29 protein-coding genes are annotated in these 26292 nt (G+C 52.2%); 19 read left to right on the top strand and 10 right to left on the bottom strand.

Annotated elements, in window-relative coordinates; translation table 11 throughout:
• Positions 1-3 precede the first annotated feature (3 nt).
• Positions 4-651: a carbonic anhydrase gene (locus BM025_RS11520; protein ID WP_085848085.1), complete on the bottom strand. Its 648-nt coding sequence runs from the start codon at positions 649-651 to the stop codon at positions 4-6.
• A gap of 219 nt (positions 652-870) precedes the next feature.
• Here BM025_RS11520 and BM025_RS11515 point away from each other — a divergent pair, with 219 nt between their 5' ends.
• The 3 genes from BM025_RS11515 to BM025_RS11505 all read left to right on the top strand — a co-directional run bounded on the left by BM025_RS11515 (position 871) and on the right by BM025_RS11505 (position 3487).
• The gene (locus BM025_RS11515; protein ID WP_244515641.1) at positions 871-1194 is read left to right on the top strand and encodes a hypothetical protein; all 324 of its coding nucleotides are present in this window, start codon (positions 871-873) and stop codon (positions 1192-1194) included.
• Positions 1195-1296: 102 nt separating this feature from the next.
• Positions 1297-2682 carry a leucyl aminopeptidase family protein gene (locus BM025_RS11510; RefSeq protein WP_085848087.1) on the top strand — a complete coding sequence of 462 codons (1386 nt, stop codon included), beginning with the start codon at positions 1297-1299 and terminating at the stop codon, positions 2680-2682.
• Positions 2675-3487, top strand: a complete 813-nt coding sequence (locus BM025_RS11505; protein ID WP_085848088.1) for a C40 family peptidase — start codon at positions 2675-2677, stop codon at positions 3485-3487. Before BM025_RS11510 ends, BM025_RS11505 begins: the two co-directional genes overlap by 8 nt.
• On the opposite strand, the gene BM025_RS11500 is transcribed toward BM025_RS11505, so the two are convergent.
• Positions 3484-3825 (bottom strand): DUF2794 domain-containing protein, encoded by a 342-nt coding sequence (locus BM025_RS11500; RefSeq protein WP_085848089.1) that lies wholly within the window; start codon positions 3823-3825, stop codon positions 3484-3486. The two genes, BM025_RS11505 and BM025_RS11500, sit on opposite strands and share 4 nt — an antisense overlap.
• A gap of 494 nt (positions 3826-4319) precedes the next feature.
• Between BM025_RS11500 and BM025_RS11495 the strand changes: the two genes are divergently transcribed.
• The 4 genes from BM025_RS11495 to BM025_RS11480 all read left to right on the top strand — a co-directional run bounded on the left by BM025_RS11495 (position 4320) and on the right by BM025_RS11480 (position 7017).
• Positions 4320-4751: a c-type cytochrome gene (locus BM025_RS11495; RefSeq protein WP_085848090.1), complete on the top strand. Its 432-nt coding sequence runs from the start codon at positions 4320-4322 to the stop codon at positions 4749-4751.
• Positions 4752-4905: 154 nt separating this feature from the next.
• The gene (gene mbfA, locus BM025_RS11490; protein ID WP_085848091.1) at positions 4906-5883 is read left to right on the top strand and encodes an iron exporter MbfA; all 978 of its coding nucleotides are present in this window, start codon (positions 4906-4908) and stop codon (positions 5881-5883) included.
• Positions 5884-5905: 22 nt separating this feature from the next.
• Positions 5906-6397 carry a YaiI/YqxD family protein gene (locus BM025_RS11485; RefSeq protein ID WP_370738054.1) on the top strand — a complete coding sequence of 164 codons (492 nt, stop codon included), beginning with the start codon at positions 5906-5908 and terminating at the stop codon, positions 6395-6397.
• Positions 6394-7017, top strand: coding sequence for an HAD family hydrolase (locus BM025_RS11480; protein ID WP_085848092.1), 624 nt, complete (start codon positions 6394-6396; stop codon positions 7015-7017). The genes BM025_RS11485 and BM025_RS11480 overlap by 4 nt, the downstream gene beginning before the upstream one ends.
• Here BM025_RS11480 and BM025_RS11475 read toward each other — a convergent pair.
• A complete protein-coding gene (locus BM025_RS11475) occupies positions 7014-8267 on the bottom strand; it encodes an MFS transporter (RefSeq protein ID WP_085848093.1) in 1254 nt (417 codons plus the stop codon). The genes BM025_RS11480 and BM025_RS11475 overlap by 4 nt on opposite strands.
• A 113-nt stretch (positions 8268-8380) precedes the next feature.
• Here BM025_RS11475 and zapE point away from each other — a divergent pair, with 113 nt between their 5' ends.
• The gene (gene zapE, locus BM025_RS11470; protein ID WP_085848094.1) at positions 8381-9469 is read left to right on the top strand and encodes a cell division protein ZapE; all 1089 of its coding nucleotides are present in this window, start codon (positions 8381-8383) and stop codon (positions 9467-9469) included.
• A 9-nt stretch (positions 9470-9478) separates the two neighbouring features.
• Here zapE and BM025_RS11465 read toward each other — a convergent pair whose 3' ends face one another.
• From BM025_RS11465 to BM025_RS11455, 3 genes are all read right to left on the bottom strand, one after another.
• Positions 9479-10744, bottom strand: coding sequence for a bifunctional folylpolyglutamate synthase/dihydrofolate synthase (locus BM025_RS11465; RefSeq protein WP_085848095.1), 1266 nt, complete (start codon positions 10742-10744; stop codon positions 9479-9481).
• 125 nt (positions 10745-10869) lie between these two features.
• Entirely contained in the window at positions 10870-11817 is a 948-nt protein-coding gene (gene accD, locus BM025_RS11460; protein ID WP_085848096.1) for an acetyl-CoA carboxylase, carboxyltransferase subunit beta, read from the bottom strand.
• 63 nt (positions 11818-11880) lie between these two features.
• Positions 11881-12774: a CPBP family intramembrane glutamic endopeptidase gene (locus BM025_RS11455; protein WP_085848097.1), complete on the bottom strand. Its 894-nt coding sequence runs from the start codon at positions 12772-12774 to the stop codon at positions 11881-11883.
• 183 nt (positions 12775-12957) lie between these two features.
• On the opposite strand from BM025_RS11455, the gene BM025_RS11450 reads away from it, so the two are divergent.
• From BM025_RS11450 to BM025_RS11430, 5 genes are all read left to right on the top strand, one after another.
• The gene (locus tag BM025_RS11450) at positions 12958-13590 is read left to right on the top strand and encodes a hypothetical protein (protein WP_085848098.1); all 633 of its coding nucleotides are present in this window, start codon (positions 12958-12960) and stop codon (positions 13588-13590) included.
• A gap of 187 nt (positions 13591-13777) precedes the next feature.
• The gene (locus BM025_RS11445; RefSeq protein WP_085848099.1) at positions 13778-14551 is read left to right on the top strand and encodes a DUF6478 family protein; all 774 of its coding nucleotides are present in this window, start codon (positions 13778-13780) and stop codon (positions 14549-14551) included.
• A 10-nt stretch (positions 14552-14561) separates the two neighbouring features.
• Positions 14562-14948, top strand: a complete 387-nt coding sequence (locus BM025_RS11440; RefSeq protein ID WP_085848100.1) for a hypothetical protein — start codon at positions 14562-14564, stop codon at positions 14946-14948.
• An 89-nt stretch (positions 14949-15037) separates the two neighbouring features.
• The gene (locus BM025_RS11435; protein WP_085848101.1) at positions 15038-17056 is read left to right on the top strand and encodes an NADPH-dependent 2,4-dienoyl-CoA reductase; all 2019 of its coding nucleotides are present in this window, start codon (positions 15038-15040) and stop codon (positions 17054-17056) included.
• Between the two features lie 175 nt (positions 17057-17231).
• Positions 17232-18140: a LysR family transcriptional regulator gene (locus BM025_RS11430; protein ID WP_085848102.1), complete on the top strand. Its 909-nt coding sequence runs from the start codon at positions 17232-17234 to the stop codon at positions 18138-18140.
• A 20-nt stretch (positions 18141-18160) separates the two neighbouring features.
• Here the strand turns inward: BM025_RS11430 and BM025_RS11425 are convergent, their stop codons facing one another.
• The 3 genes from BM025_RS11425 to BM025_RS11415 are packed head-to-tail and all read right to left on the bottom strand — an operon-like array spanning position 18161 to position 20638.
• Positions 18161-19189, bottom strand: a complete 1029-nt coding sequence (locus BM025_RS11425) for an OmpA family protein (protein ID WP_170842181.1) — start codon at positions 19187-19189, stop codon at positions 18161-18163.
• Positions 19190-19193: 4 nt separating this feature from the next.
• The gene (locus tag BM025_RS11420; RefSeq protein WP_085848104.1) at positions 19194-19907 is read right to left on the bottom strand and encodes a GNAT family N-acetyltransferase; all 714 of its coding nucleotides are present in this window, start codon (positions 19905-19907) and stop codon (positions 19194-19196) included.
• Positions 19907-20638: a competence/damage-inducible protein A gene (locus tag BM025_RS11415; protein WP_085848105.1), complete on the bottom strand. Its 732-nt coding sequence runs from the start codon at positions 20636-20638 to the stop codon at positions 19907-19909. Before BM025_RS11415 ends, BM025_RS11420 begins: the two co-directional genes overlap by 1 nt.
• A 45-nt stretch (positions 20639-20683) precedes the next feature.
• On the opposite strand from BM025_RS11415, the gene sfsA reads away from it, so the two are divergent.
• The 4 genes from sfsA (at position 20684) to BM025_RS11395 (ending at position 23591) form a co-directional block, all read left to right on the top strand.
• The gene (sfsA, locus tag BM025_RS11410; RefSeq protein ID WP_085848106.1) at positions 20684-21376 is read left to right on the top strand and encodes a DNA/RNA nuclease SfsA; all 693 of its coding nucleotides are present in this window, start codon (positions 20684-20686) and stop codon (positions 21374-21376) included.
• A gap of 67 nt (positions 21377-21443) precedes the next feature.
• Complete coding sequence (gene map / locus BM025_RS11405) at positions 21444-22286, top strand: type I methionyl aminopeptidase (RefSeq protein ID WP_085848107.1); 843 nt, start codon at positions 21444-21446, stop codon at positions 22284-22286.
• A 147-nt stretch (positions 22287-22433) separates the two neighbouring features.
• Complete coding sequence (gene cobO, locus BM025_RS11400; RefSeq protein ID WP_085848108.1) at positions 22434-23042, top strand: cob(I)yrinic acid a,c-diamide adenosyltransferase; 609 nt, start codon at positions 22434-22436, stop codon at positions 23040-23042.
• A gap of 15 nt (positions 23043-23057) precedes the next feature.
• Entirely contained in the window at positions 23058-23591 is a 534-nt protein-coding gene (locus tag BM025_RS11395; protein WP_085848109.1) for an NADPH-dependent FMN reductase, read from the top strand.
• Here BM025_RS11395 and BM025_RS11390 read toward each other — a convergent pair.
• On the bottom strand, positions 23588-24646 hold the full coding sequence (locus tag BM025_RS11390) for an NAD(P)/FAD-dependent oxidoreductase (protein WP_085848422.1): 1059 nt from the start codon (positions 24644-24646) through the stop codon (positions 23588-23590). The genes BM025_RS11395 and BM025_RS11390 overlap by 4 nt on opposite strands.
• A 76-nt stretch (positions 24647-24722) precedes the next feature.
• Between BM025_RS11390 and mnmC2 the strand changes: the two genes are divergently transcribed.
• Together mnmC2 and BM025_RS11380 are read left to right on the top strand one after the other, a co-directional pair.
• Positions 24723-25412, top strand: a complete 690-nt coding sequence (mnmC2, locus tag BM025_RS11385; RefSeq protein ID WP_085848110.1) for a tRNA (5-methylaminomethyl-2-thiouridine)(34)-methyltransferase MnmC2 — start codon at positions 24723-24725, stop codon at positions 25410-25412.
• A complete protein-coding gene (locus tag BM025_RS11380; RefSeq protein WP_244515626.1) occupies positions 25409-26290 on the top strand; it encodes a DMT family transporter in 882 nt (293 codons plus the stop codon). Before mnmC2 ends, BM025_RS11380 begins: the two co-directional genes overlap by 4 nt.
• Positions 26291-26292: the final 2 nt, after the last annotated feature.

Raw genomic sequence — 26292 nt, 5'->3', positions numbered from 1 at the left:
TGCTTAAACTGGAACAAACGTTCCCGACTGTGGGGCGTATTGATGTAAAGACCCATCACCGATGTCGTTCCATAAGCCATGCAAAGACAGGCTGCCATCTTCGACTGCGCTTTGCACAAAAGGAAAGGTCATCAAGTTTTCGAGCGACACAAGGACGGCCTCTTTTTCAAGGGCGCGTGTGCGCTGGTCTTCGGGCAAAGATGAAATGCGGTCATATCCTGGCCGCATGATATCCATCCACCGTCCGATAAACGAAGATTTTTCCTCAAGCTCTGGGGCAAGCCCAGCACACATATCGTGACAGCCTTTGATGCCGCCGCAATTTGAATGCCCCAAGACAACAACATGGGCAACCTTCAAAGCGGTGACCGCATATTCGACAGCCGCAGATGTCCCGTGGTGATCGCCATCTTGTGTAAATGGCGGCACCAGATTGGCGATGTTGCGGTGGATGAAAAACTCACCTTCGTCTGCGCCAAAGATTGATGTGACATGCACACGTGAATCACAGCATGAAATAATCATTGCACGGGGGCGCTGCCCTTCATCCGCTAGGCGGCGGTACCAAGCTTTGTTCTCGGCATATGTGGTGGCTTTCCAGCCAAGATAGCGTTGAACCATATAGGTGGGTAAGTTTTTGACATACTGCATCAGTGTGCGGTCTCCTGAAACGTTGGTGTCCAAGTTTCTATCAAATGTAATGAGAGTTTGAATGGAATTCGAGGGAAAAACAGTTTTGGCTAAACCTTTTCTTGAACTTCTTGAGGCAACATGAGGCTACAGCGCGTGGGGGCGTGCACAAATTGGGGTATAATGATGGTGGTGAGAAAACTACGGCCCGAAGGGGTCGTGCATGTTGATAGAGAACGTTTGGACCAGCTCCACTCTCAGCTTGGGGAGACAGGTGCCGACGGAGTTGTATCGCGTGCGATGGAAGAGTTGGCCGTGCGTTTGGCCAAAGTTGAAAGCTGTTACAAAAAAGGGCAGCTTGATGAAATGCAAAGAGCAGCGCGATCAATGATCGCTATTTCTGAACAAATCGGAATGGAAACCTTTGCCCGGGTTGCGGCAGATGTAAATACACTGGCGACACGAGATGATGGTACGGCTTTGGCCGCGACTGTTGATCGGTTGATGCGGATTGGCCAGAAATCCCTTTTGGCTGTATGGGATTTGCAAGGCGATTCCGTTTAAGTGGTAGGCCCAAACGAAGTTTTGGTTACCGATTAGCGAACCGGCTTGCAGGTGGCGTTGGATAGGCTAGGCTGGGCGAAAACCCCCATATGAGCTTGTCCAATGCCAATTTTTTTCACCGATCCAACCGATACCTCTTTGCCTTTATATCTATTGATGCAAAGCGAGGTTGACGATTTTATAGCTGCTCAGCCCAAGCGCGCAGCCTCTTGGCTCAACGCTAATGGGTTTTCTGGTGTGGTGGGCAGTCATTGCATTTTGCCAGCAGAGCAAGGGATCGCAGCCGTCGTTGCAGGGCTTGGAACGGACCAAGACCTTAAACGAACGCGCTTTACACTTGCCGATGTGCGCCTAAAGCTTCCTGAAGGTACTTATCACCTCGTCACAACGCTGACAGGGGCCGCGCTGGAGCAACAGGTTTTGGGCTGGCTTTTGGCTGGTTATGTTTTTGATCGGTACGCAAAAAAGGCAGTGCCAAAAGCACAGCTTGTTGCGCCAAGTGGTCTGGACATTCAAAGGCTAGAGGCGATTGCTCAAGGTGAATTTCTCACCCGTGACTTGATCAATACGCCAGCCTCAGACATGGGGCCAAGTGAGCTTGAAGCTGCCGCAACCAAATTGGCAACCGAATTCGATGCACAGATTTCGACCGTCCAAAGCGACGCACTTTTGGCTGAAAATTTCCCCATGATCCACGCTGTTGGCCGTGCATCATCACGCGCGCCGCGCTTGATTGACATGCGGTGGGGGACGCAAGGGCCCAAACTGACGTTGGTTGGCAAAGGGGTATGCTTTGACACGGGCGGGCTGAATCTCAAGCCGGGTTCCTCTATGGGCTTGATGAAAAAAGATATGGGGGGCGCTGCAACTGTGCTGGGGCTGGCTCATATGATTATGGCGCTGGATTTGCCGCTGCAGTTGCGTGTGCTGATCCCTGCTGTTGAGAATTCAGTCTCAAGCAACGCGTTTCGCCCGCAAGATATATTACAATCGCGCAAAGGTTTGACTGTCGAAATTAACAATACAGATGCCGAAGGGCGTTTGGTTCTGGCAGATGCTTTGGCTTTGGCTGATGAAGACGATGCCGATCTAATTGTGTCCATGGCCACGCTCACTGGAGCGGCGCGTGCCGCTGTTGGCCCTGATTTGTCCCCATTTTATGTGACTGAAGCAAGCGATGCGTTTGCACTGGTCAAAGGGGCTGAGGCCGCGAGCGATCCTGTTTGGCAAATGCCATTTTGGGACCCATATGAAAAGTTGATCGAGCCCGGTATTGCGGATCTCGACAATGCGCCTGCAGGTGGCATGGCAGGATCAATAACGGCTGCGCTGTTTTTGCGCCGCTTTGTGACGAACACGCCGCGCTACATGCATTTTGATATTTATGGCTGGTGTCCGTCTGCTTTGCCAGGCCGTCCGAAAGGCGGGGTTGGCATGGGCGCGCGCGCACTTTTAGCAGCCTTGCCGGATTTACTTGGGTATGAATGATCCGCGTCTGATACCTGCGAATATGCGTGTGGCACTTGCAGGATTTGCCGCACAGGGGCAAGCAGAGGTCGTGCCAACGCCCGTTTCCGTTTCCAAGCCAGTGGCAGATTTGCGCATCGCCCCAAACGGTGCGCGCACAAGGCAATTGGTGATGGGCGAGATGTTCGATGTTATAGAGCGCGATCAAGGCTGGGCTTTTGGGCGCGCCGCACGAGATGGCTATGTTGGATATATAGCTGAGGGGGATCTCGGGTTTGCGTTTGAGGCAACTCATTTTATTTCAGCGCGTGCAAGCCACCTTTATCCCAAAGATGATTTCAAGTCTGAAGCGCGTGCCAGTTTACCCTTTGGCGCGCGCTTGCGTGTGATCGATGAGCGGCGCAAATTCGTGGAAACTGATACGGGGCAATTCATTCCCAAAGCGCATGTACGTTTGATTGACCGCCCGTTTTCAGATCCTGTCACTGTTGCACAGCTCTTTTTTGGCACGCCATATCTGTGGGGCGGAAACTCTAGCTTTGGCATTGATTGTTCCGGCTTGGTACAAGCTGGGTTGCTTGCGTGCCAGATGCCGTGTCCTGGCGATAGTGACCAGCAAATGGCGTTGGGTGCAGATGCTAATGGCGGGTACAAGCGTGGGGATGTGGTGTTTTGGCAAGGGCATGTCGCACTGTGCGTTGATGATGAAACGCTCATTCATGCAAATGCACATCATATGGCGGTTGCTTATGAACCGATTGGCAAAGCGATTGCACGGATCGAAGCGCAAGGGGATGGTTGCGTCACGGCGCACCGCCGGATTTAGTCCACGGCACGAATGAGTTTGCGGTCAAAGACCCGTAAGACTTTGCGCAGGTCATGTCCGCGTTTCAATATCTGACCATCCATTCCGATGACGGCATACATTCCCTGTCGCCCGCGCAGGCGTGGACGTTTCTCAATACGATACATTGGGTGTTCTGCAGTTCGGCGAAAGACAGAAAAGATGGCGACATCTTTCAAAAATGACATCCCATAGTCCCGCCATTCCCCTGCGGCGACCATTTGGCCATAGAGACCAAGAATCGTGCCGAGTTCGTGACGATCAAAGGCGACTTTTTCATATGCGCTTTTGGTGCTGGGAAAGGGAGTTGGTGCTGTCATCGTTAGATTTTGGAGACGAAAAACTAATAAATCAAGATACTAGGTCTGAGAATTATAGAGCTTGATTTGGTTGTGCCTCAGTATTGCCGCAAAAAGAACTGTAGGTTTCCTTTTTAACTCCCTTTTTTCGCCTGCTTTTTCGAGCAAAGTTAGATACAGAGCGAGAACGCTTACCCCGGGGTCGCGGTTTAATAGCCCCCACCCAGTTCGCGATTTCGGGGATCTCGCTCAACAGTACCCAAAAGCCGAAGCAGGTAACCCTGCTTCGGCTTTTCGTATGGACAATGCTGGCACCTTTCGGCAGGGCGCATGCATTGCTCCCAGTATAGCCTGCATCACAATTCGATACCTTTGCACGCTCGGTCTGTGATGTTTTGTCAATTTGTGAGTTTTGTTTTGCGGCAGATGCGGTACTGTTTTAGGTGTCGGGATGGATTTTGGCATAGCCAGCTTCATTCATATTTGTGTCGCGTAACATTCCATAGGAGATATTTATGAGAAATCTACTTACGGCCTCCGTACTTTTTCTGAGCTTTTCAATAGCAGCCGTCGCACATGCTGCTGTAGAAAATACAGCAGTTCAGGCCCGCATGGATGCGATGAAAGCGATTGGCGGTGCGATGAAAACATTAGGCAATATGGCGAAAGGCTCTGTCGATTTTGATGCTACTGCGGCTGAGGCTGCGGTCGATGTTGTTGCTGTACAGTCGGCGATGTTACCGACTTTGTTTGAAGCACAAGAAACGGACCCGATGAGCGAAGCAAAGCCTGAGATTTGGACCAACTGGGATGATTTTGTCGCCAAGGCCAATGCGATGACTGCTGCGGCTGAGGCTGTATCGATTGTTGATGCGGGGTCTATCGGAGCCGCGATGGAGGCGATCGGCGGCTCTTGCAAAGGGTGTCACTCTGAGTATCGGATGTAGGCGCGTATTGCCTGAATAGCATCAAGGTTTAGCCATTTTGCGCAACCTGCTAGGTATTTTGTGCAGCAGGGGTGTTGCGCGTGCAGTGTTACGACAAGAGTTGCGCAGCCGCGCTGAAGTGGTATATTAGAACCGTTCTAAAAAGGATGCCATCATGATCCCCGGATTTGCACAACGAAAACGATTTTCGGATCTGTCTGAACAAGACATCCTAGCTCTCGCGATTTCATCTGAAGAAGATGACGCGCGCATCTATCGAACCTACGCCCACAATTTACGCGATGAGTACCCCAGCAGCGCAGCGGTATTTGATGAGATGGCGCAAGAGGAAGATGCGCACCGAGTGCTGTTGATCGAGCTTCACCAAAAACGTTTTGGGGATATGATTCCCATGATCCGACGTGAACATGTGTCAGGATATTATGCCCGCAAACCTGTTTGGCTGATCGAAAACCTATCTCTTGAACGTATCCGTTCAGAGGCGCGAGGAATGGAACAAGCCGCCGAAGCCTTTTATCTCAAAGCTGTAACGCTAACCAAGGATGCAGACACGCGTGCATTACTTGGCCAACTTGCCGCAGCAGAGGCTGGGCATGATAAAAAAGCGGGCGCGCTGATGGAGGAGCACCTTGGCGGACGCAGTAAGGAGGCCGAGGACAGTGACGCACATCGCAAGTTTGTTTTAACGTGGGTGCAACCGGGTTTGGCGGGACTGATGGATGGGTCCGTTTCCACCCTTGCGCCGATCTTTGCCACGGCGTTCGCCACACAAAGTACTCATACAACATTTCTGGTTGGACTGGCTGCCTCAGTAGGCGCGGGAATATCTATGGGCTTTACCGAGGCTGCATCGGATGATGGTCAGCTGTCAGGGCGCGGGTCGCCGATTAAACGTGGTATTGCTGCGGGTGTTATGACTACGCTTGGCGGCTTGGGCCATACGTTGCCCTATCTGATTCCAGATTTTTGGACTGCGACGATTACGGCCTTCTTTGTTGTGTTCATTGAACTGTGGGCCATTGCTTGGATTCAAAATAAATACATGGAAACGCCGATTATGCGGGCCGTTTTTCAGGTCGTTTTAGGGGGCGGGTTGGTTTTTGCCGCTGGCGCTTTGATTGGGGGCGGGTAAACTTGCACCAAAGGAGACCACTGTGACGGATACCACTTTGACCACGCCCCCAAAGATACCCAAAATTTATGTCGATGCGGATGCATGCCCTGTAAAAGACGAGGCAGAAAAGGTTGCGACGCGCCACAAGATGCAATGTCTTTTGGTTTGCAATGGCGGCTTACGCCCTTCCGCAAATCCTTATGTTGAAATGATCTTTGTACCAGATGGTCCTGACGTGGCGGATATGTGGATCGCGGATCGCGCAGGAGTGGGCGATGTGGTGATCACTGGGGACATTCCGCTTGCTGCGAAGGTGGTCGAATCTGGTGCGCGTGTACTCAAACATAATGGTGAGCCACTCACCTCGGCGAACATTGGCAATGTGCTGGCAACGCGTGATTTGATGACTGACCTGCGTGCTGCTGATCCCTTTCGCCAAGGCGGCGGAAAACCTTTTTCCAAAGCGGATCGTTCACGGTTCCTAGACGCATTGGAGCGCGCAGTTCAGGCCGCCAAAAGGGATATCGCATGACGATTGAGACCGTTGTTTTTGACATTGGAAATGTACTGATCGAATGGCAACCCGAGCGCCACTATGATGCGGTGATCGGCAAGGCACGCCGCATGGATATGTTTGCAGCCGTAGATCTGCACGATATCAATGATCAAATAGATCGCGGGGCACCATTTCGCGAAACTATTGAAGTTGCCGCTAAAAACTACCCTGAGTTTCACGATGAAATTCTTATGTGGTATTTCGATTGGATCAAAATGGCAGCGCCGGCGATTCCTCATTCGGTTGCCTTGTTGCGTGCCTTACGGACCAAAGGTATCCGCGTGATTGCATTGACCAATTTCGGGATTGAAAGCTTTGAGTTCGCAGAAACGAAATACCCATTCTTAACAGAGTTTGACCAAACCTACGTGTCGGGTCGCATGGGCTGCGTGAAGCCGCATAGGTTGATTTATGACATGGTTGAGGCTGGCGAAAAGACGGCCCCAGCACGCATGCTGTTTACGGATGATCGGATCGACAATATCAACATGGCGGCCAGCCGTGGTTGGCAAACACATCTTTTCGAAGGCTCCAAAGGTTGGGCCGAAAAGCTGGTGTCAGAGGGACTTTTGACCAAAGCCGAAGCAGGTCTTTAGGGGCGAGCTTTGGCGATCCTTTTCCCCAAGGGCACTTCTTTGATCGGTAAATGTATGACGGCAGAAAAAATACCAACGGCGATTCCAACCCACCAAACAGCAGTGTAGTCGCCGTAAATATCATAGAGCCGCCCACCCAACCAGACGCCTAAAAACGCGCCAAGTTGATGGGAAAAGAACACGATCCCATAGAGTGTGCCCATGTATTTCAGCCCGTAAATATGCGCAACAAGACCCGAAGTTAGCGGTACAGTTGCCAGCCACAGAGCTCCCATCACGAGCGAGAAAACTAACACGGATGCTGGGGTGATTGGCAGCATGATAAACAAAATGGCAGCAATGGCGCGTAGAACATAAACACCTGTCAGGATATATTTTTTCTGAAAACGGTTGCCCAGATACCCAGCATACAAAGTCCCTGCAATATTGGCTGCTCCGATCAATGAAATTGAAATCGCCCCAAGTGCTGAAGTTGAGGTTATGCCCAGATTGGCCAATAGGCCGGTTGGATCTATTGCGCCGCACATTTCGGTCACGAGCGCTGGAAAATGCGCGGTGATAAAAGCAAGTTGGTACCCGCAAGAAAAGAAGCCCAGAAAAATTAAAGTGTAACTTGGGTCTTTAAAGGCTTTAACCAAAATCTGGCCAAGACTGTCTTCAAGTTCGGCTTTGCTTGCCAGCTGCGGGGAACGCATCATGGGCAAGACCAAAAGCACGGCAAGGATAGCTGCGGCAAATACAACGAAAACCTGCTGCCACACCATAAAGTTCAAAAGCCATTCTGCCAAAGGCGCACCAAACACTTGCCCAGCAGAGCCTGCTGCGGTTGCGATTGCCAACGACATCGAGCGATTTTCATTCGATGCGGCGCGTCCAACGACGGCTAAAATAACACCAAATCCTGTACCTGCGATCCCAAAACCAACAAGCATTTCAAAAAATTGATGCGCCTCGGGTGTCACTGAAAACGAAGACAGCACCAGACCTGCGGCATAGAAAATCGCCCCAATGATGATCGCTTTGCGGTCACCTATGCGTTCGGCTAAAGCCCCAAAAATTGGTTGCCCGATCCCCCAAAACAAATTCTGAATCGCGATTGCCATGGAAAACTCGGCGCGGGGCCAATTGAATTCCGTTGCGATTGGAATTTGAAAAACTCCGAAGGACGCCCGAATGGCAAACCCAACTAAGATAACAGCACACCCCGCGATCAAGACGGGGGTGATGAGGGGCGCGCGCGTGCTGGGCATAGGTGTCTCCTTTGAGGTCTCTCTATTCGTGCGCAGCCGCATCAAGTCAAACAAATTATTGGCATGGTTCACATCATCTTTTCTTATGGTGACTGGGGGGGTATGGATACGACATGAACACGTTGACACAGATTTACACAGCCCGTGTGGCGGATGGAACGCTGCGTGCGGACCCCGCACAGGAAGCCATTTTGCCGCTTTTCGATCGCTTGCATGCTGAACTGAGTACAGCATCAATGGGCAAGCGTGGGCTTTTATCTTTGATTGGCGGGCGTAAAAAGCCGACTGCCGCCAAGGGCTTGTATATTTGGGGCGGTGTCGGTCGTGGCAAATCTATGTTGATGGATTTGTTTCATGAGCATTCGCCCGTCCCATCGCGGCGCGTGCATTTTCATGCTTTTATGCAAGAGGTGCAGAGCCAGATTTTCGAGGCCCGCAAAAAGGGCGTCTCTGACACGATTGTGCCGGTCATCGATAAGGTGGCCGCAGATATACGGTTGTTGTGTTTCGACGAAATGCAGATCACGGATATCGCTGATGCGATGATTGTTGGGCGCTTATTCGAAGGGCTGTTTGCGCGGGGTGTTACGGTCGTTACGACATCAAACCGAGTGCCGGACGATTTGTATAAAAACGGCCTAAATCGGCAGTTATTTTTACCCTTTATCGACATCATCAAAGACAAGCTTGAAGTGCATCATCTGCATTCGCCTGTTGATTATCGTCAGGGGCGTTTGACCGGAACGCCAGTGTATTTTAGTCCTATCAATGCTGACACTCGCGCAACCATTGATGAGATTTGGAATGATCTAACCGGCGCGGCCACAGAAAGCCTGACAATTAGGGTGAAGGGCCGCGATGTGGTTCTGCCCAAGTTCCACAATGGTATCGCACGGGCAACGTTTTGGGATCTGTGCGGGCAAATGTTTGGCCCTGGGGATTATCTGGCGATTGCCGATGCGGTGAAGCTTTTGATCATTGAAGATATCCCGCGTTTGGGGCGCGGTAATTTTAATGAGGCCAAGCGTTTTGTGACACTGGTTGATGCGCTTTATGAAGCCAAGGTACGTGTTGTGGCCAGCGCCGTGGATGAGCCTGAAAGCCTATATATCGAGGGCGCAGGTGTGTTTGAATTTGAACGCACAGCATCGCGGTTGCGTGAAATGCAGGACAAAGATTGGGCCAAGGATGCGGATGCCTAAGGTTCTGGGTTAACCATTTTCGCGTAAAATGGCGCCAGCCAGATACAGCGATCCGCAAATCAAAATACGAGCCTCTGGATCGCGCTTGACGATGGTTTTTACAGCGCTGAGTACACTGTCACTTTGCTCTGCATCTATACCAACACTGCGCGCAATGTGAGCCGTTTCATCTGCACTAAGTGTCGCGGTTTCCCCTGGAATAGACAAAGCGTGTAGTGTTTGAGCATGCCGCGCCATCGGGCGTAAATAGCCCGCGATGTCTTTGGTTTTTAGCATGCCGCAAATCAAATGGGTCGGGCGTTTGGGCAGGCGGTCCATAGCCTCTGCCAGCGCTAATCCTGCGGCAGGGTTGTGTCCGCCATCCAGCCATAATTCACCCAAAGGCGCGGCCTCAATCAAAGGGCCTGTTTTTAGGCGCTGCATCCGCGCGGGCCACTCGACTTGTGTCACGGCGGCCTCTAGGGCGTCATCGCCCATATCAAGATGGCGCAGAGCTGCGATAGCCATGCCTGCATTTTGCACTTGGTGCTTGCCGATCAAACGCGGCAGCGGCAAATCGCGCAAGCCTGTTTCATCTTGGTACACAAGCCGGCCGTTTTCTTCGCCGACGTGCCAATGTTGACCGTACACCAACAATGGCGCCCCAAGACGTGCCGCGCGTGCTTCAATGACTTCAAGGGCTGCGTCCGTTTGCGGGCCAACGATACACGGCACACCGCGTTTGAGGATGCCCGCTTTCTCAGTCGCAATCTGTTCGATCGTGTCACCTAAGAATTGCGTGTGATCGATCGAGATCGGCGTGATCACTGTCAGGGCAGGTTTGTTGACCACATTGGTGGCATCCAAAACGCCGCCTAGCCCAACTTCCAGCAAAGTAAAATCGGCAGGGGTGCGCGAAAAAGCTAAAATTCCAGCGACTGTGGTGATCTCAAAATAGGTGATCGTTTCGCCGCCATTGGCACGTTCGCATTCTTCCAAAATCTCTTGCAACGCATCTTCGCTGATCAGTGTGCCTGCCAGTCTAATACGCTCATGAAACCGTGCCAAATGAGGGGACGTATATGCGTGAACCGATTTGCCCGCGCCCTCAAGGCCCGCACGGATCATGGCTTGGGTCGACCCTTTGCCATTGGTGCCAGCAATATGGATCACAGGGGGCAGTTTGTCTTGGGGATTGTCCAGCGCGCCGAGCAATCGCCACACGCGGTCCAGCACAAGGTCGATGACTTTGGGGTGCAGGGACATCAGGCGATCAAGAATGACATCGGAACTCATGCGGGGACCTCGAAGGTGACTATGAATGGGGGGATTTGCACAGGCAATCTTGGTGACGGCAGACTGCGTTTGTGCGTGTCAGAAGTGTGCGGGCAAGGGCGACCTAGGCCCCCGCCCGCTGCACATTATTTAGATTTTGTGGCTTTCTTGGTCGCAGGTGCCTTGTCTGGTTCAGGCAAGGCTGTCACTGCACTTGGTGAGGGCAGATCGGCCACAATCGCGGGGGGCAACCCACCGAGCATACGTAGGATGGTGACCAGTTCGGTTTTCATCTTTGTGCGGTGCGTTACGCGGTCAAGCATGCCGTGATCCAAAAGATATTCAGCGCGCTGAAAGCCCTCAGGTAGCTTTTCACGAATTGTTTGTTCGATCACGCGTGGACCAGCGAAGCAGATGAGTGCGTTGGGTTCTGCAATTTGGACATCGCCCAGCATCGCGTAAGACGCTGTCACGCCGCCTGTTGTCGGGTGTGTGAGCACAACGATGTAGGGCAGGTTTGCTTCGCGGAGCATTTCAATAGCAACAGTGGTACGTGGCATTTGCATGAGAGACAAAATGCCTTCCTGCATACGTGCGCCGCCAGCTGCCGAGAACATCACAAAGGGACGCTTAAGTTTAATTGCACGCTCGACGCCCGCGATAAACGCGTTACCGACGTACATGCCCATTGACCCGCCCATAAAGGAAAAATCCTGTGCGGCTACGACAACGGGGGTGCGGCCGATTTCGCCTTCGGCCACCAACATTGCGTCTTTTTCACCTGTCGTTTTTTGTGCGGCTTTCATGCGGTCAGGGTATTTTTTCTGATCGCGGAATTTCAGCGGATCTTCGAGCACGGCAGGCACAGAAATTTCAGAAAAGATACCGCCATCAAACAGCGCCTTAAAGCGCGCACGTGGCGTGATATGCATGTGGTGATCGCAATTGGTGCACACATTCAGATTGTCGGCCAATTCGCGGTGGAACAACATAGTGCCGCACTCTGTGCACTTGGTCCACAGATTGTCAGGCGTCTCTTTGCGCGAAAAGAGCGAGTTGATTGTCGGGCGGACGTAGTTGGAAATCCAGTTCATGCGTAAGCCTTTGGCCGAAGTCTGCGTTAGGTTTCAAATAAGGGGCGCGGGCAGGAAATGCAATCAACGCTTGAGTGCAATGCGGGCCGTGAGCCATGTAATGAGCAAAATTAGGCCTTCAAAACAGATAATCCATGGATCGGAATAGGCTGTGTTGAGGTCTATGTCGCGAGTCCACAGGCCGAAACCTGACAATTGCCCCATGGGGGGCGCTATGAGCAAGGCCATTGCGTTGTTGATGAAATGCACTGCAATAGCAGGGCCAAGTGTGCCACTGCGCGCGGTTAAATCGCCTGCGACAAGGCCAAACAGTACGGCCCAAATGACAGGGAAAACGGCGGCGATGCCTTCAATTTCAGTGGAAACATGTCCGATTCCAAACAAAAGCGCGGCTAAGACCATGCCTTTGGAATAAGACCGCGTGGCTGCAATCAACTGGGTTTGCAGGTAACCACGGAAAAACATTTCTTCCGCAGTGACCTGCACTGCAAGGCCCGTCATGGCAAGTGGCATCCACATCAACCAAGCGCCGATTTGCATCTGGCCTTGCATTTCGTTGACGAGGTTGGGTGACGGCACCAAAATCATCAAAACTGTGAGGCCAAGCATCCATTTGAATGTTACAATAAATTGCGTACGCAACTGAGGGGCGGGGCCGGTGATGTCGCGCAAATCGCGGTCTGCAAATCGCTTGGCCAGCACAACAGTTGCCACAAGCAGCAATGCAAAGCTTGCCAAAATCACAAACAATCCGCCTTGTGAGGTGCCTATCTCAAACCCTGTTTCAGTTTGGCTAAAGGCCCTGATGTTTGGTGACAGCCCTCCGATCAATCCGATACAGATCGGTGTTACCAGTACAGTCACCAAAAATGAGATGCCAAGGACGGCGGCAATACGCCAATAAGCCGTTTGTTTGCCTGCAGAGGTCAACATTTTCGCGTAGGCATTGTATCGCATGACTCGTCCTCAAAATTTCGATGGCTTTATTTGTGAGCCTTTGTGTGCACATATCAGGCACTGTGTGGTGCGCCTAGGGGCAGAATTGGGCGCGGCGGCGCACAGACGCACCGCGTGATGACAATCTTTGCAGGGGTCTTGTGCCCTGTATCTGAACAACCGTGACTGAGAGTGTATATCTTTATGGTGCGTAAAAAATTGAGTTTGGCCTTGTTGGCTTTGGCAGGGCTTTGTGGATGCCAGATGGCAATGCCGCAGTTTGGCTCTAATTCAAAAACGACGCCACCTTCGGTGCTTTTATCGTCCAGTGGCTTGATTGTGACTGCTCCACAAGGGTTTTGTATCGATGCGGCGTCACTGAAAGATACGCCAGACATCGGGTTTGTACTGATGGCGGATTGTGCGGCTCTGCGCGGCAAGAAAAAACCGTCTGATGCGGCCCGTTCGGTAATGGTTACGGCAGCTCTATCGGGCCCGCTTGATAGTCCTGAAAGCGTTACCTCCGCAGCGCTAGATAGCTTTTTTGCCACCACCCAAGGGCGTAGCACTTTGTCACGATCTGGCGATCCAGACACCGTTTCGGCAACTTCAGAAATTCTGCCCGACGATATTTTGGTTCTACATGCGCGCGATTCTTCTCCTGCTACCATCAAAGGGCTGGCTGGGGATGATTGGCGTGCGTTTACTGTGATCAGTGGTCGGCTGGTGACGTTGACTGCAGCGCCTTTTGCAAACATGCCAGCGCCTAATCCCAGCGCAAAAGCACTTGTCACAGAGCTTGCGCGACGCTTAAAAGTCGAAAATGCACCACAGTGACATCTGATTGTTGCGAATTTGGAATCAAACTCTAGTATTTTATCACATTGATTGAGATGAAACCTTTATCTGCCAAAGTGTTCATAGGCTTTGCGTTTAAAAAGGCAGACCGAACAGGGCTAGCATTTCAAATGCGACATGAAACGGCGTGGATTCGCGCGACAAAAACAAAGGCTGACACACAAATATGACGTCGCGCACGGGTAAATTTATAGAACGCACCTTGAATGCTTCAGCGCAGCGGCGCTGGACCAAATGGGCACGAAAGGCACCGTCTCTTAGGCTTGGGGATTTGCGTCGGCTGCGCAACCAAGCGCGTGACATGCGCCAGCAACTTGATCGGTTTTTGTTTGAAGCAGACGGACGTTTGGCGCTGCCCTTTATTGGGACAACCGCGATGCAATTACCGCTTTATACCGAGTGGTCCTATCGCCCGGAAATTTGGCGCGGTCCGATCACGCCAAGTGGCGCGTCATCCGTTTCGACCAAGGCAAAAATTGGTTTGGAAGGCACCGTGTTTCATGATTGTAGAATTTCGGAAATGACCTTTCGTCAGGTACGCAATACGTCCGAGCAAGATCTTGCTCCCTTTGGGCTGCGATTGGATGTTTTTAGGTTTGACGGCAGTTTTTTATCGCTGGCCGTCGATTTGCCCGATGATGCATGCGAAGGCTTGAGCCGACGCCATATTTTGCGACTTGATTGCGCTATGGATTTGGAACGCCCAATTGAAGTTCTGGCGCGCCTGAATGTCAAACATGGGCCGAATTTAGAACAAGTTGTGCGTGATATCCCGCTTAATGGCGAAGAAACGTTTGTCGAATTTGATCTGGCCTACACAAAACTGAATGAAAAGCGTGTAGAAAAAGTATGGATCGACTTCATTTTTGAAGGTCCAGAAATGAATCAGATTTATCTGCGGGATCTGACAGTGTCACGCCGACCGCGCGCAGAGTTATAAGGACATGGCTATGAATGATATCAGACTTGTCAAAACGCGTTTGCATGCTGGCATTTGGGAAGGTGAACTGCACGTGCCTGACGACGCGCGCGCGTTGCCCGATCTTGAGGTGACGCATCTTGATCAGCCAGTCTCTGGGCATGTGCTGGATGAAGATCCTGAGCGTGCGGGCGTTTGGTTCTTTCGTGTCGCGCTGCCTGCTGAATTGATCAGCGATGGGGTGCAGGTTTTTGTAATCTCAAATCGTGACACAGGCGCAAAATTGGCACATTTTTCTATCATCGCGGGCGAAGCGTTGGCGGATGATATGCGTGCTGAAATGGCGTTGCTGCGTGCCGAGTTGGATATGCTAAAACGTGCGTTTCGGCGTCACTGCGTCGACACCGGCGCCAATTGAGCGCAACAGGTTTGTGTATTTTGACGCGGCGTAGCGCGTGACATGGGGTGGCTCTCGCGTGCATCTTGGTCACAAGGGAGACACGCAGCATGACACAATATCCACATCTATTGGCACCGCTTGACCTTGGTTTCACCACCTTGCGCAATCGCACACTTATGGGCTCGATGCACACCGGGTTGGAAGAGCGCAAGGATTGGAACGCGGTTGCCGAATTTTACGGTGTGCGTGCTGCAGGCGGTGTGGGCCTGATTGTCACAGGCGGCATGGCTCCAAACGTGGAAGGCGGCGTTTATCCCGGTGCTGCGGGGCTGTTTACCGATCAAGATATCGAAAACCACCGTATCGTCACGGACCGTGTTCATGCTGAGGGCGGCAAAATCGCGATGCAAATTTTGAATGCGGGCCGATATGCCTATGGGCCAAATTGCGTTGCGCCATCGCCGATCAAATCGCCTATCTCGCCTTTTAAACCCACAGAGCTGGATGCCGCAGGCATTGAAAAACAGATTGCTGATTTTGCCATCGCTGCTGCGCGCGCCAAACAGGCGGGCTACGATGGGGTCGAGGTGATGGGCTCTGAGGGGTATTTGATCAATCAGTTTCTTGTCACGCACACGAACCAACGTGATGACGATTGGGGCGGATCCTATGAGAACCGGATGCGGTTTGCGATTGAAGTCGTGAAACGTGTGCGTGCAGCCGTGGGAGCTGAGTTCATTTTGATCTATCGTCTTTCAATGATTGATCTCATTCCGAATGGATCGACATGGGATGAAGTTGTCATGCTGGCCAAAGAAGTCGAGGCCGCTGGTGCGACGATTTTGAATACGGGTATCGGCTGGCACGAAGCGCGTGTGCCCACAATTGCGACCTCTGTGCCGCGCCGCGCGTTTTCTTGGGTTACCCAAAAAATCATGGGCGAAGTGTCCATTCCCGTCATCACGTCGAACCGTATCAATATGCCCGATGTGGCGGAATCTGTCTTGGCCGAGGGCTGCGCAGATATGGTGTCGATGGCGCGTCCATTTTTGGCTGATCCCGATTTTGTTGCCAAAGCCGCAGCTGGCAAAGTGCATGAGATTGCGCCTTGTATTGCGTGCAATCAAGCTTGTTTGGATCATACATTCGGTGGCAAACTGACGTCTTGTTTGGTGAACCCGCGCGCCTGTCACGAAACCGAATTGGTCTATGCGCCTGCACAAACGGTGAAAACGATTGCTGTCGTTGGCGCTGGGCCTGCGGGGCTTATGGCTGCGATGACCGCCAGCGGTCGCGGGCATAAAGTGACTTTGTTTGATAAATCCAGCGCCTTGGGGGGGCAGCTCAATTTGGCACGTCAGGTCCCAGGCAAAGAAGAATTTCACGCCTTGGTGGATTGGTTCAAGGCCGAAGTCGCGCGCTTGGATATAACTGTGCGTTTGAACACTGAGGCGACAGCCGATGTGTTGGCACAGTTCGATGATGTTGTGATTGCCACAGGCATCACGCCGCGTGATCCTGAAATCGCCGGACAACAGAGTCACCCCAATGTTGTCTCATATGTCGATGTTTTGCGCGGCACTGCGCAAGCTGGCCAAAATGTTGTGGTGGTTGGCGCAGGTGGGATCGGTTTTGATGTGTGTGAGTTTTTGGTTACAGACGAAAGCCCGACCTTGGACATTGCCGATTGGAAACAAGAGTGGGGTATCACTGACCCGCAGATTGATCGCGGTGGATTGTCGCCTGAAGGACCAAAACCAGACGCGCCCACGCGCCACGTCACCATGTTGCAACGCAAGGCAGAAAAGCCGGGCAAGCGGCTGGGCAAAACCACGGGATGGATCCACCGCGCCACGTTGCAGATGAAGGGCGTACAGATGATGGGTGGGGCAACCTATGATGAAATCACGCCGACGGGCATTTGGATTACCAAAGCGGATGAGCGTCAGTTTATTGAAGCTGACACCATTGTTTTATGCGCGGGGCAAAGCCCCAATCGCCTTTTGGCCGACACGCTTGAGCAGGCAGGTCGCACCGCACATGTGATCGGCGGGGCAGATGTCGCGGCAGAACTTGATGCCAAGCGCGCCATTGACCAAGGCGCCCGCTTGGCCGCCACACTTTAATACCTGCCTGTTTTACGCGGCCCTGTGGGGTTTGCCTACAACCTGTGCAGATTTGTTTCCAAAAAGCCAACTATCGCGGCATCAACACGCTATTGTCTTGCGGCTTCCCCATTGTTGCCCAATTTCACCTGCATACCCTCTGTGTAACGAGCACAAGGATGTAGGTAGCACGCCAATGGACCGATTAACCGAAATGGAAGCCTTTGCCACCGTGGTGGACCAAGGCGGCTTTACAGACGCAGCCAAGAAAATGGGGATTTCAAAGTCCGCGGTTTCTAAGCACGTCTCATCGCTAGAGGCCCGACTTGGTGCACGCTTGCTGAATCGAACGACGCGGCGTGTTAGCCCAACAGAGATCGGTCTTGCATATTATGATCGCGCTCGGCGCGTTTTGAATGACGCAGGCGAAGCGGACGCTTTGGTGACATCGATGCAATCAGCGCCTTCGGGTCTATTGCGCATCTCAGTTGCAACAGATTTTGGGGTCAATCATCTTTCGCCTGTGCTCGGTGAATTTTTATCTGAATTCCCTGACATCACTGTCAACATGGTGCTCAACAACCGCTACGTCGAATTGATTTCCGAAGGTTTTGATATGGCTGTGCGCATTGGTGAACTGGAAGACAGCACCCTGCGGGCACGCAAATTGACCGAAACAACAAAGCGCATGGTTGGCAGCCCTGCATACTTTGAAAAATATGGCCGACCTGAAAAAATTGATGATTTGAACGATCACAAGCTTTTGCATTATTCAAACCAATCCAATTCCGCAGTGTGGAAACTCACGGCTCCGTCTGGTGAAAAGCGTCAAGTGCGCACGGCAGGTTGGCTGACTGTGAACGATGGCCAGTCTTTGCTTAACGCTTGTATTTCGGGGCTTGGTATCGCCTATTTGCCTTCTTTTCTCTATGCGGATGCGTTGGAAAAAGGTTTGGTCGAAGAGGCGATACCCGAATTGCCAGCAGAGATCCAAGGCGTGTACGCGGTCTACCCTCCGGGTCGGTTTACCCAGCCAAAAGTGCGCGCGTTCATTGATTTTCTGGCACATGCTTTTGTCGATAAAGGTCCAGAAAACTGGTCTTAAGCGACAGTCTATTTTGAAAATTAGGGGGTTGTGGCCAAGACGGCTTCAACCCTTCTATTTGTATTTCGGCCGTCTTTCGTCGCGTTGCTGACGCGTGGAGACAAAAATCCAATTCCTTCGGCAGACAACTGTCGCGCAGCAACGCCATAGGTTTTAATCAAACGATCTTGAACAGACGCGGCCCGTTTGCGCGACAAAGCGATGTTGCTGTCTAGCTCGCCTTGCGTATCTGTGTGGCCCACCAATACGACACGGACCTCGGGCGTCTGCATCAGGTATTGGGCCAGCTGCTGCAAAGATTTGAATGGACCGTCGCCCAGCGCAGAAGAGCCGGTTTCGAATGTGAGATCATCCAAAGTAAAAGCGCCGCGTGCATTTAGTTCTCTGATCAAACCTGTAGAGCCGCGCGAAGGCAGATTTGTCGTCAATGTGGTGTCCGCCGCATCAGGCAACCCTGCTGTTGGTGGTTCTACCGTAACTGCGCCTGTATCATTGGGGCTGATTTGCGTGATGTGAATGAACCCTGCAGTGCGGGCGCGACTGGTGACAATCGCTGCGACATCGCCATCTGGGTGCCGGGCTAAAAGATATTGATAGTTCCCAAGGTCGATGTGCATTTGCGGTTCTGGCAAAAGGTCCAAAAGATACCGAAAATCAAATCCACCGCACACAGTGTCGGCACAGGCAAAGCGAATGTTGTAGCCGTTTTCTTCCAGTTGCGCGCGCAAAGGTGCGATCAATTGAAATGAAGTCAGACTTGTGGATGTAAGGCTGTAGGCGGCATGGCTTACGCGGCCTTCGGCGTCTAAAAATGGTGTGTTTGGGCCCGAAAATACACCTGATGGCAGCGGCTGCAATGTGGCGACTTCTGTGCGTTGCGCTCTTTGCACGGCATTTTCTGGCAGGGCAAAGTCCAGTGCAGCAGCAGGGTTCGCCCCCATGAGCGCGTACCAAGATGCGGCTAAGCCGAGCGATAATATTATAAAGCGGCTTTTAAGCGTTGTGCGGGCACGTTTGATTTTGGCGATGGGCGTCGTGTGTATCGGCATGGCGTTAAATCTGCCCCTTTCGCCTGTAGTGGTAATGGTCCGCCTCATGCATTCCAAGCGAAGAATACAGCGCCAGTGCGGCAGAATTCGCGCGTGTGACCAAAACCGCAAGTGTGGTCGCGCCGTTGTCTTTGGCCCAATACGCGGCATGGGACATGAGCGTGGCACCAACACCACTGCGACGGCACGTCGGCGCAACTTCAAGTGCATGGAGCACTGCAATCGACCCAAATGTGGCAACAAACGCCGTTCCGGCTGGGGTTTCGCCATGACGCGCAAGCCATGTGGTTTTAGGACTGGTTGCTAGCGCCATGACATTCAGTTTGGATGTATCAACGCCGCCCGCATGCCAAATTTGACGTTGAACCGCGATGGGCGGCCAACAGGCATAAGCTGTTTCAAATTGCGGAGGCACAAAAGCATCAGTGGGCGCGATCAGGCACAGGGTTGGGTCCGAGATTACATAACCGCGTGCGGCCAGTAGGGTATCAAAGGCAGTGTCTTTCTTGCGCAGTTGAAACAACGGGGTGCGGTTTTGATCTGAAAATTTGCGCTCAATGGCGTCTAAATCTGTAGAATCGACACGATTTATAGCACGCGCGGCAGACACGCGGCTGCCGCCTCCTGCGCCTTCACGCCACATGAAGGGACCATGTTGCACTTGGGTCGCGGCAGGCCATGTTGCATCAATCGCAGGCCAAAGGTCAGGTGCGGTCATTACACACCGTTGTTTGGAAAAATTGCCATCAGTTCGGCGATTGCTGCACTCACGCCCGTCTCATCCGCGCCGCGGATCACGATGTTGGTGCCAAATGCGCCGTCTTTTTGAAACGGGTATGACCCGATGGACAGGTCGGTGTATTTTTCTGCCAGTGTCCGTAGCGGAGCAGCGACAATGCCTTCGCCGCGTTCAATGCGGTAAGTTTGTGATTTGAGTGGTGCGCCACCTATCAAAGTGGGCAGCACGGATGCCACCATCGCCTCGAATATTTTTGGCACACCTGCCATAACATGCACATTTTCGATTTTAAACCCTGGCGCGACAGACACGGGGTTTTCGATCAGCGTTGCTGTATCGGGAATGCGCGCCATGCGCATACGTGTTTCTGTGAATTCTGATCCTTGCGCGATGTAATGCGCGGCCATCACATCATAGGCATCTTGGCGCACATCTATACTGACGCCAAAGGCTTGGGCAACACAATCGGCGGTGATGTCGTCATGGGTTGGACCGATCCCGCCAGAGGTAAATACGCTATCAAACTCTTGTTTTAGAGATTGAATTGCAGAAACGATTGCATCTTTATCATCGGATACAACACGCACTTCTTTGAGATCGATACCGATCTTGGTCAACTCATTTGCCAGATGATACATATTCGCATCGCGTGTGCGCCCTGATAAAATTTCATCACCGATAACAAGCATCGCTGCGGTTGGGTTTGGCATATCGTGTTCCTTGAGTGAGACCTGTATTGGGTATAGTGCTTGGGCATGCGCTTTCAAACCCCTCTGATCCCCGCGACGTTGCTTAAACGGTATAAGCGTTTTTTGGCTGATATTCGACTTGCGGATGGGCGCGAGGTCACCGCTCATTGTCCGAACCCCGGCTCCATGATGGGGATGAGCGATGCGGGGCTAAAAGTTTGGGTCGAGCCCAATGATGACCCTAAGAAAAAACTCAAATACGGCCTACGTTTGATTGAGGTTGGCACCGCTATGGTCGTGGTCGACACAGGCATTGCAAATAAAGTGGTAAAAGAAGCTCTTTGTGCTGGATTGGTCTCTAGTTTGACTGGAGATGTCAGAGCAGAAGTACCATACGGCGACAACTCTCGGGTGGATTTTTTGATTGAGAATGACCGTGCTAAAACATGGGTCGAAGTGAAATCTGTCACTCTTTCGCGCCAGACGGGTCTTGCCGAATTCCCTGACAGTAAAACTCTGCGTGGCACAAAGCACTTGGGTGAATTGGTCAAGCGCGTGCAAGCCGGTGATCGCGCTGTGATGCTGTATCTTGTTAGCCGTGATGACTGCACACACTTCGCGCCCGCTGCCGATATTGATCCGGCATATGCTGCAGCAGAACATGCCGCTATTCAGGCGGGTGTTGAGATTATAGTGCGGCAGATTCAAGTATCACCCCAAGAGGTTGTCTTGGCCCCGCAAGCCATTGCACGCCTGTGACAACCTAAACTCTGGCACTTTTGGCCTAATGGGCTTATATCACCCGCATCGCAAATAGGAGACAGATGTGAACGACACGCATCATGGCCGCATCACCAAAGATGGCATTCGCATTTATGAACCAACTGACTACGCGGGCATGCATGCCGCGGGTCAGGTGACCGCGCAAATTTTGGACGAGGTTGGCACGTTGGTCGGCCCCGGTGCTACGACGGGCGAAATCGATGCCTTCATCACGCGCCGCGTCACTGAACTTGGCACTGTGTCTGCCACGATTGGTTACAAAGGTTATCAACATGCATCGTGCATTTCTGTGAACCATGTGGTGTGTCACGGTATTCCTGGCGCGAAAATTCCAGGCCGCAAAAACGATGTTTTGCTTGAGGGTGATATCGTTAATATCGATGTTACAGTGATTAAAGATGGCTGGTTCGGCGATAGCAGCCGCATGTACATCGCTGGCAAAGCCAAGAAATTCGCTGAGCGTTTGATCACCGTCACCCACGACGCGCTGATGTTTGGCATCGAAGCGGTAAAACCCGGCAACACGTTTGATGATATCGCCAGTGCGATCCAAACCCATGCGCATAAAAACCGCATGAGCGTTGTGAAAGATTTCTGCGGTCATGGGCTTGGGCGTGTGTTTCATTCGCCGCCCAACGTGCTGCATTATGTGCCGCCGCGCCGTGCGGGCGATCTGGCACCTGTGCTGGAAGAAGGCATGTTTTTCACCATCGAACCCATGATCAATCTGGGTCGCCCTGAAACCAAGGTGCTGAAAGACGACTGGACCGCGATCACGGTGGATAAAAAACTGACAGCGCAGTTTGAACATTCTATCGGTGTTACGGCAACTGGGTTTGAAATTTTCACTTTGTCGCCCGAAGGTAAGTTTTTCCCTGCGTTCTAAAGCGATCTGAATATCGTATTTTGAAAAGGGTTAGTCCGAAGTGGGCTGACCCTTTTTGATATGGATTTTATGTAAGTATGTCGTGTGAGCTTGCCATTCTTGCCTGCGCGGGGCAGGTTCTAAGTCAGCCGATTTAGGAGAAGTCCCATGAGCGAAGATCACGCACGCCACGCCGTTAAGATGGCGAAAAAGAAAGCCGCCCGCGATAAAATCATGTCCACCAAGACAGGCGAAAAAGGTCTGATCATAGTGCATACGGGTAAAGGCAAAGGCAAATCGTCTGCCGCTTTTGGAATGATTTTTCGCTGTATCGCCCATGATATGCAATGCGCTGTGGTGCAATTTATCAAAGGCGGAATGGACTGCGGTGAGCGCAATCTGATCACCGAACACTTTGCAGATGTCTGTGATTTCCACACCATGGGCGAAGGCTTTACGTGGGAAACCCAAGATAAAGCGCGTGATATCGAAATGGCGCAAGCGGCTTGGGCCAAGGCAAAAGAGCTTATCCGCGACGAGAACAATCGTATGGTGTTGCTCGATGAAATCAACATCGCTATGCGCTATGATTATGTCGACGTGAACGAAGTTGTCGCATTTTTGCAGGCTGAAAAACCGCCCCTCACCCATGTGGTTTTGACGGGGCGCAATGCCAAAGAAGAACTCATTGAGGCCGCCGATTTGGTGACCGAAATGGAACTTATAAAACATCCGTTCCGATCTGGCGTGAAAGCACAAATTGGCGTTGAATTCTAGAAAGGGCGATTTGCTATGACACTAAAACTTCTTGGAATTTCGGGATCTTTGCGCGCAGCTTCAACCAACACGATGCTGGTGAATGCGGCGGCAAAATCATTTGGTGACAGTGAATTCACTTTCGCAGATTTGAACCTGCCGCTCTACAGTGGCGATATCGAAAATGCGGGTATTCCCGACAATGTCATGACATTGGCCGAACAAATTCAAGCTGCGGATGCTGTGATCATTTCAACGCCTGAATATAATAAAATGATTTCGGGCGTTTTGAAAAATGCGCTCGATTGGGTCAGTCGCACGGGGGTGTCTCCTTGGACTGACAAACCTGTTGCGATCATGTCCGCGGCTGCGGGGCGCTCTGGTGGCGAACGTACGCAATACTCTTTGCGCTGGGCAATGACGCCCTTTAACGCGCATCTTTTGCAAGCCCCAGAAGTGTTGATTGCCAGCTCGTTTAAAGCCTTTGATGATCAAGGTGACTTGATTGACGAACAATCACAGGCGGGGCTTGATAAGCTTATGGCAGCGTTGAGAAAGGCTGCAACCTAGCTAAAGGCAGGGCCCACTAGGGATCGTTCGACTTTAAAATCTTCGGGGATCGTATCGCGGTCCTCAAGCACCAGATCGATCAATTTTTTCGCGGCCAGCGGTACCATGCCAAAGCCGATTTTGAACCCGCCGTTGAACACGAACTCTTCGCGCCGATCAGGGTCAGCGCCCATCATCGGCGCGCGGGTGTAGGCACGCGGACGCACGCCCGCCCAACGTTTTAAAACAGGGGCATCTGCCAGTTGAGGCATTGCAGCAATTGCGCGCGCCAAAAGGTCGTCAGCCAATGTGTCGGTGTCTTGTGGGTTTTCAAAGTAGCGCTCTGACGTTGATCCTATCGCCAATGTGCCATCATTGTGCGGAATGATGTGCACGCCGCCCGTAAAAATTTGCGGCGCATTTGGCAAATCATAGGCCAACAAAATGGCTTGTCCTTTGACGCCATTACCCACTTCGCGGTTCAATCGCTTAGACATCTCATAAAGCCCCCAAGCACCGGTTGCATGGATCACTTTTCCCTCAGGTTGGGCATCCGCCACAATGTCTCCGCCTTGGGCAATGATCGCAGCAGCAAGCGAAGCGCATGCGCGCGCAGGGTTGATGCGCGCCGATAAAGTATCATGGACAAGCCAGCCAGTTGGCGTTTCCGGTGCCCAGTCACCAGCCTCAGCGGCAGAAACCACACGCCATTCCGCTAGTCCCTTCCATAGGGTTTCCGCCGATCCGGTGCGAAAGCGAGCGAGGTCCAATTGGTGGTCATTCGGGATGGCTTGCAAACGACCTGTGTTACCGTACCCCGTAGACACCCCGCTTATGTCTTCAATGCGAGGCCAGTGTTCGCGCGACATCAACAGGCTTGCAAGCTGAAACTCTTTTTTGGGTTCCCAGCGCTCAGGCGTGTGCGGAGCGAGTGCGCCGACGATGCCTCCTGATGAGCCAAACCCAACCCCGTTGGGGTCAATGACACGCACTTTGGCCCCTCGCGTTTGTGCCTCAAAAGCGGCTGAAAGCCCAAAGGCACCGGCGCCATAAATTGTGATGTCTGCACTGCACATAGTGGATTTTTGCTCATTGAAATTCGTCGCCGTCCCGCGCATGGTCTGGCAATATATTTCCTATCTAAGACATCCCATGACCAATCACCAGACAGCTGCCATCGAATGGCGTGACGGGGGCATTCCCGTTTCGAGCCAGTTCGATGATCCATATTTTTCTATAGCCTCTGGGCTAGAAGAGACCCGCCACGTGTTCTTGGCGGGCAACGATTTGCCTGCGCGTTTGAACGCTGGGTTCCATGTGGCCGAGCTTGGCTTTGGAACGGGGCTTAATCTGTTGGCGTTGGCATTGATGTGGCAAGGCGAAGGAATGATTAAATTCACATCCTTTGAAGCCTTTCCTATGGATGCAGGTGACATGCGCACTGCATTGGATGCGTTTCCCGAAGCGCGTGCGATCGCCGACCCTATGCTGCAGGCATGGACGCAAGGATTACGTCAGTTTCAGATTGAAAACGTCGAAGTCGAAGTGATCCTTGGCGATGCGCGTGAGACATTAAGTACGTGGAATTCTAAAGCTGATGCTTGGTTTTTGGATGGGTTTTCACCTGCCAAAAACCCCGAACTTTGGGGAGCGGATTTAATGGCTGAGGTTGGTGTGCATACGGCTAAAGACGGTACATTCGCGACCTACACAGCGGCCGGCCATGTACGCAAATCTTTAGGGGATGCGGGTTTTGATGTCTCGCGTGTCACGGGCTTTGGTCGCAAACGTCATATGAGTTGCGGCAGTCTGCGCGGCATTGAAACAGGACATCTCGCGTGAGCGCACAGCAGAGCGCCAAAGGCATTTGGATCATGGTCATCACCATGTTTTTCTTTGCCACACAAGACGGGCTATCGCGATATCTTGCGGGGGAATACAACGTCTATATGACGATGATGATCCGCTATTGGTTTTTCGCCGGATTTGTCATTTTGTGGTCTGCGCGTTCCTCTGGCGGACTGCGAGAAGCTATGCGATCTGCGCAGCCTAAGCTACAGTTTTTTCGCGGTGCTTTGCTTGCGCTTGAAGTGATTGTAATGGTGATTGGGTTTGTAAAGCTGGGCCTTGTTGAAAGTCACGCGATGTTTGCGATCTACCCACTTTTGATCACGGCTTTATCAGGACCGATTTTGGGTGAAAAAATTGGCTGGCGGCGGTGGCTATCTGTGGCTGTGGGCTTTGTCGGTGTTTTGATTATTTTGCAGCCTGGTCGTGGCGTGCTGTCGCCGGCAGCTATTTATCCGTTGGCTGCGGCCGCGATGTTTGCCCTATACGGCCTACTCAATCGCTATGTCGCGCGCAAAGACCCCGCGTCTGTGACGTTCTTTTACACAGGTATTTCTGGGGCGATTGTGATGACACTGATCGGCGTTTGGTTTTGGGTGCCCATGGCGCCAAAGGACTGGGGCCTCATGTTGATTTTGTGTGGCTTGGCCACGATGAGTCACTATCTTTTAATCCGCGCCTACGAGTTGTCCGAAGCTTCGGCAATTCAGCCCTTTGCATACCTGCAACTGGCATTTGCCTCGGCTTTGGGCGTTTTGGTGTTTGGCGATGTGATTAAATTGAACGTGGCGCTTGGGGCAGGACTTGTGGTGGGCGCGGGTGTGTTTGCCTTGGTGCGTGCGCAAATGGTTGCAGCACGCAGCAGGCGCTAGGA

The organism is Pacificibacter marinus (assembly GCF_900109555.1).
Lineage (GTDB): Bacteria > Pseudomonadota > Alphaproteobacteria > Rhodobacterales > Rhodobacteraceae > Celeribacter > Celeribacter marinus_C.
Note: the sequence above shows the minus strand (reverse complement) of the source record. Positions and strands in the feature narration are given on the sequence as shown.

Excerpts from the sequence above, each read along its gene's own strand:
- BM025_RS11520 (WP_085848085.1), bottom strand. The coding sequence starts at position 651 with ATGCAGTATGTCAAAAACTTACCCACCTATATGGTTCAACGCTATCTT.
- BM025_RS11510 (WP_085848087.1), top strand. The coding sequence starts at position 1,297 with ATGCCAATTTTTTTCACCGATCCAACCGATACCTCTTTGCCTTTATAT.
- BM025_RS11505 (WP_085848088.1), top strand. The coding sequence starts at position 2,675 with ATGAATGATCCGCGTCTGATACCTGCGAATATGCGTGTGGCACTTGCA.
- BM025_RS11500 (WP_085848089.1), bottom strand. The coding sequence starts at position 3,825 with ATGACAGCACCAACTCCCTTTCCCAGCACCAAAAGCGCATATGAAAAA.
- BM025_RS11495 (WP_085848090.1), top strand. The coding sequence starts at position 4,320 with ATGAGAAATCTACTTACGGCCTCCGTACTTTTTCTGAGCTTTTCAATA.
- mbfA (WP_085848091.1), top strand. The coding sequence starts at position 4,906 with ATGATCCCCGGATTTGCACAACGAAAACGATTTTCGGATCTGTCTGAA.
- BM025_RS11480 (WP_085848092.1), top strand. The coding sequence starts at position 6,394 with ATGACGATTGAGACCGTTGTTTTTGACATTGGAAATGTACTGATCGAA.
- BM025_RS11475 (WP_085848093.1), bottom strand. The coding sequence starts at position 8,267 with ATGCCCAGCACGCGCGCGCCCCTCATCACCCCCGTCTTGATCGCGGGG.
- zapE (WP_085848094.1), top strand. The coding sequence starts at position 8,381 with ATGAACACGTTGACACAGATTTACACAGCCCGTGTGGCGGATGGAACG.
- BM025_RS11465 (WP_085848095.1), bottom strand. The coding sequence starts at position 10,744 with ATGAGTTCCGATGTCATTCTTGATCGCCTGATGTCCCTGCACCCCAAA.
- accD (WP_085848096.1), bottom strand. The coding sequence starts at position 11,817 with ATGAACTGGATTTCCAACTACGTCCGCCCGACAATCAACTCGCTCTTT.
- BM025_RS11455 (WP_085848097.1), bottom strand. The coding sequence starts at position 12,774 with ATGCGATACAATGCCTACGCGAAAATGTTGACCTCTGCAGGCAAACAA.
- BM025_RS11450 (WP_085848098.1), top strand. The coding sequence starts at position 12,958 with ATGGTGCGTAAAAAATTGAGTTTGGCCTTGTTGGCTTTGGCAGGGCTT.
- BM025_RS11445 (WP_085848099.1), top strand. The coding sequence starts at position 13,778 with ATGACGTCGCGCACGGGTAAATTTATAGAACGCACCTTGAATGCTTCA.
- BM025_RS11440 (WP_085848100.1), top strand. The coding sequence starts at position 14,562 with ATGAATGATATCAGACTTGTCAAAACGCGTTTGCATGCTGGCATTTGG.
- BM025_RS11435 (WP_085848101.1), top strand. The coding sequence starts at position 15,038 with ATGACACAATATCCACATCTATTGGCACCGCTTGACCTTGGTTTCACC.
- BM025_RS11430 (WP_085848102.1), top strand. The coding sequence starts at position 17,232 with ATGGACCGATTAACCGAAATGGAAGCCTTTGCCACCGTGGTGGACCAA.
- BM025_RS11425 (WP_170842181.1), bottom strand. The coding sequence starts at position 19,189 with ATGCCGATACACACGACGCCCATCGCCAAAATCAAACGTGCCCGCACA.
- BM025_RS11420 (WP_085848104.1), bottom strand. The coding sequence starts at position 19,907 with ATGACCGCACCTGACCTTTGGCCTGCGATTGATGCAACATGGCCTGCC.
- BM025_RS11415 (WP_085848105.1), bottom strand. The coding sequence starts at position 20,638 with ATGCCAAACCCAACCGCAGCGATGCTTGTTATCGGTGATGAAATTTTA.
- sfsA (WP_085848106.1), top strand. The coding sequence starts at position 20,684 with ATGCGCTTTCAAACCCCTCTGATCCCCGCGACGTTGCTTAAACGGTAT.
- cobO (WP_085848108.1), top strand. The coding sequence starts at position 22,434 with ATGAGCGAAGATCACGCACGCCACGCCGTTAAGATGGCGAAAAAGAAA.
- BM025_RS11395 (WP_085848109.1), top strand. The coding sequence starts at position 23,058 with ATGACACTAAAACTTCTTGGAATTTCGGGATCTTTGCGCGCAGCTTCA.
- BM025_RS11390 (WP_085848422.1), bottom strand. The coding sequence starts at position 24,646 with ATGTGCAGTGCAGACATCACAATTTATGGCGCCGGTGCCTTTGGGCTT.
- mnmC2 (WP_085848110.1), top strand. The coding sequence starts at position 24,723 with ATGACCAATCACCAGACAGCTGCCATCGAATGGCGTGACGGGGGCATT.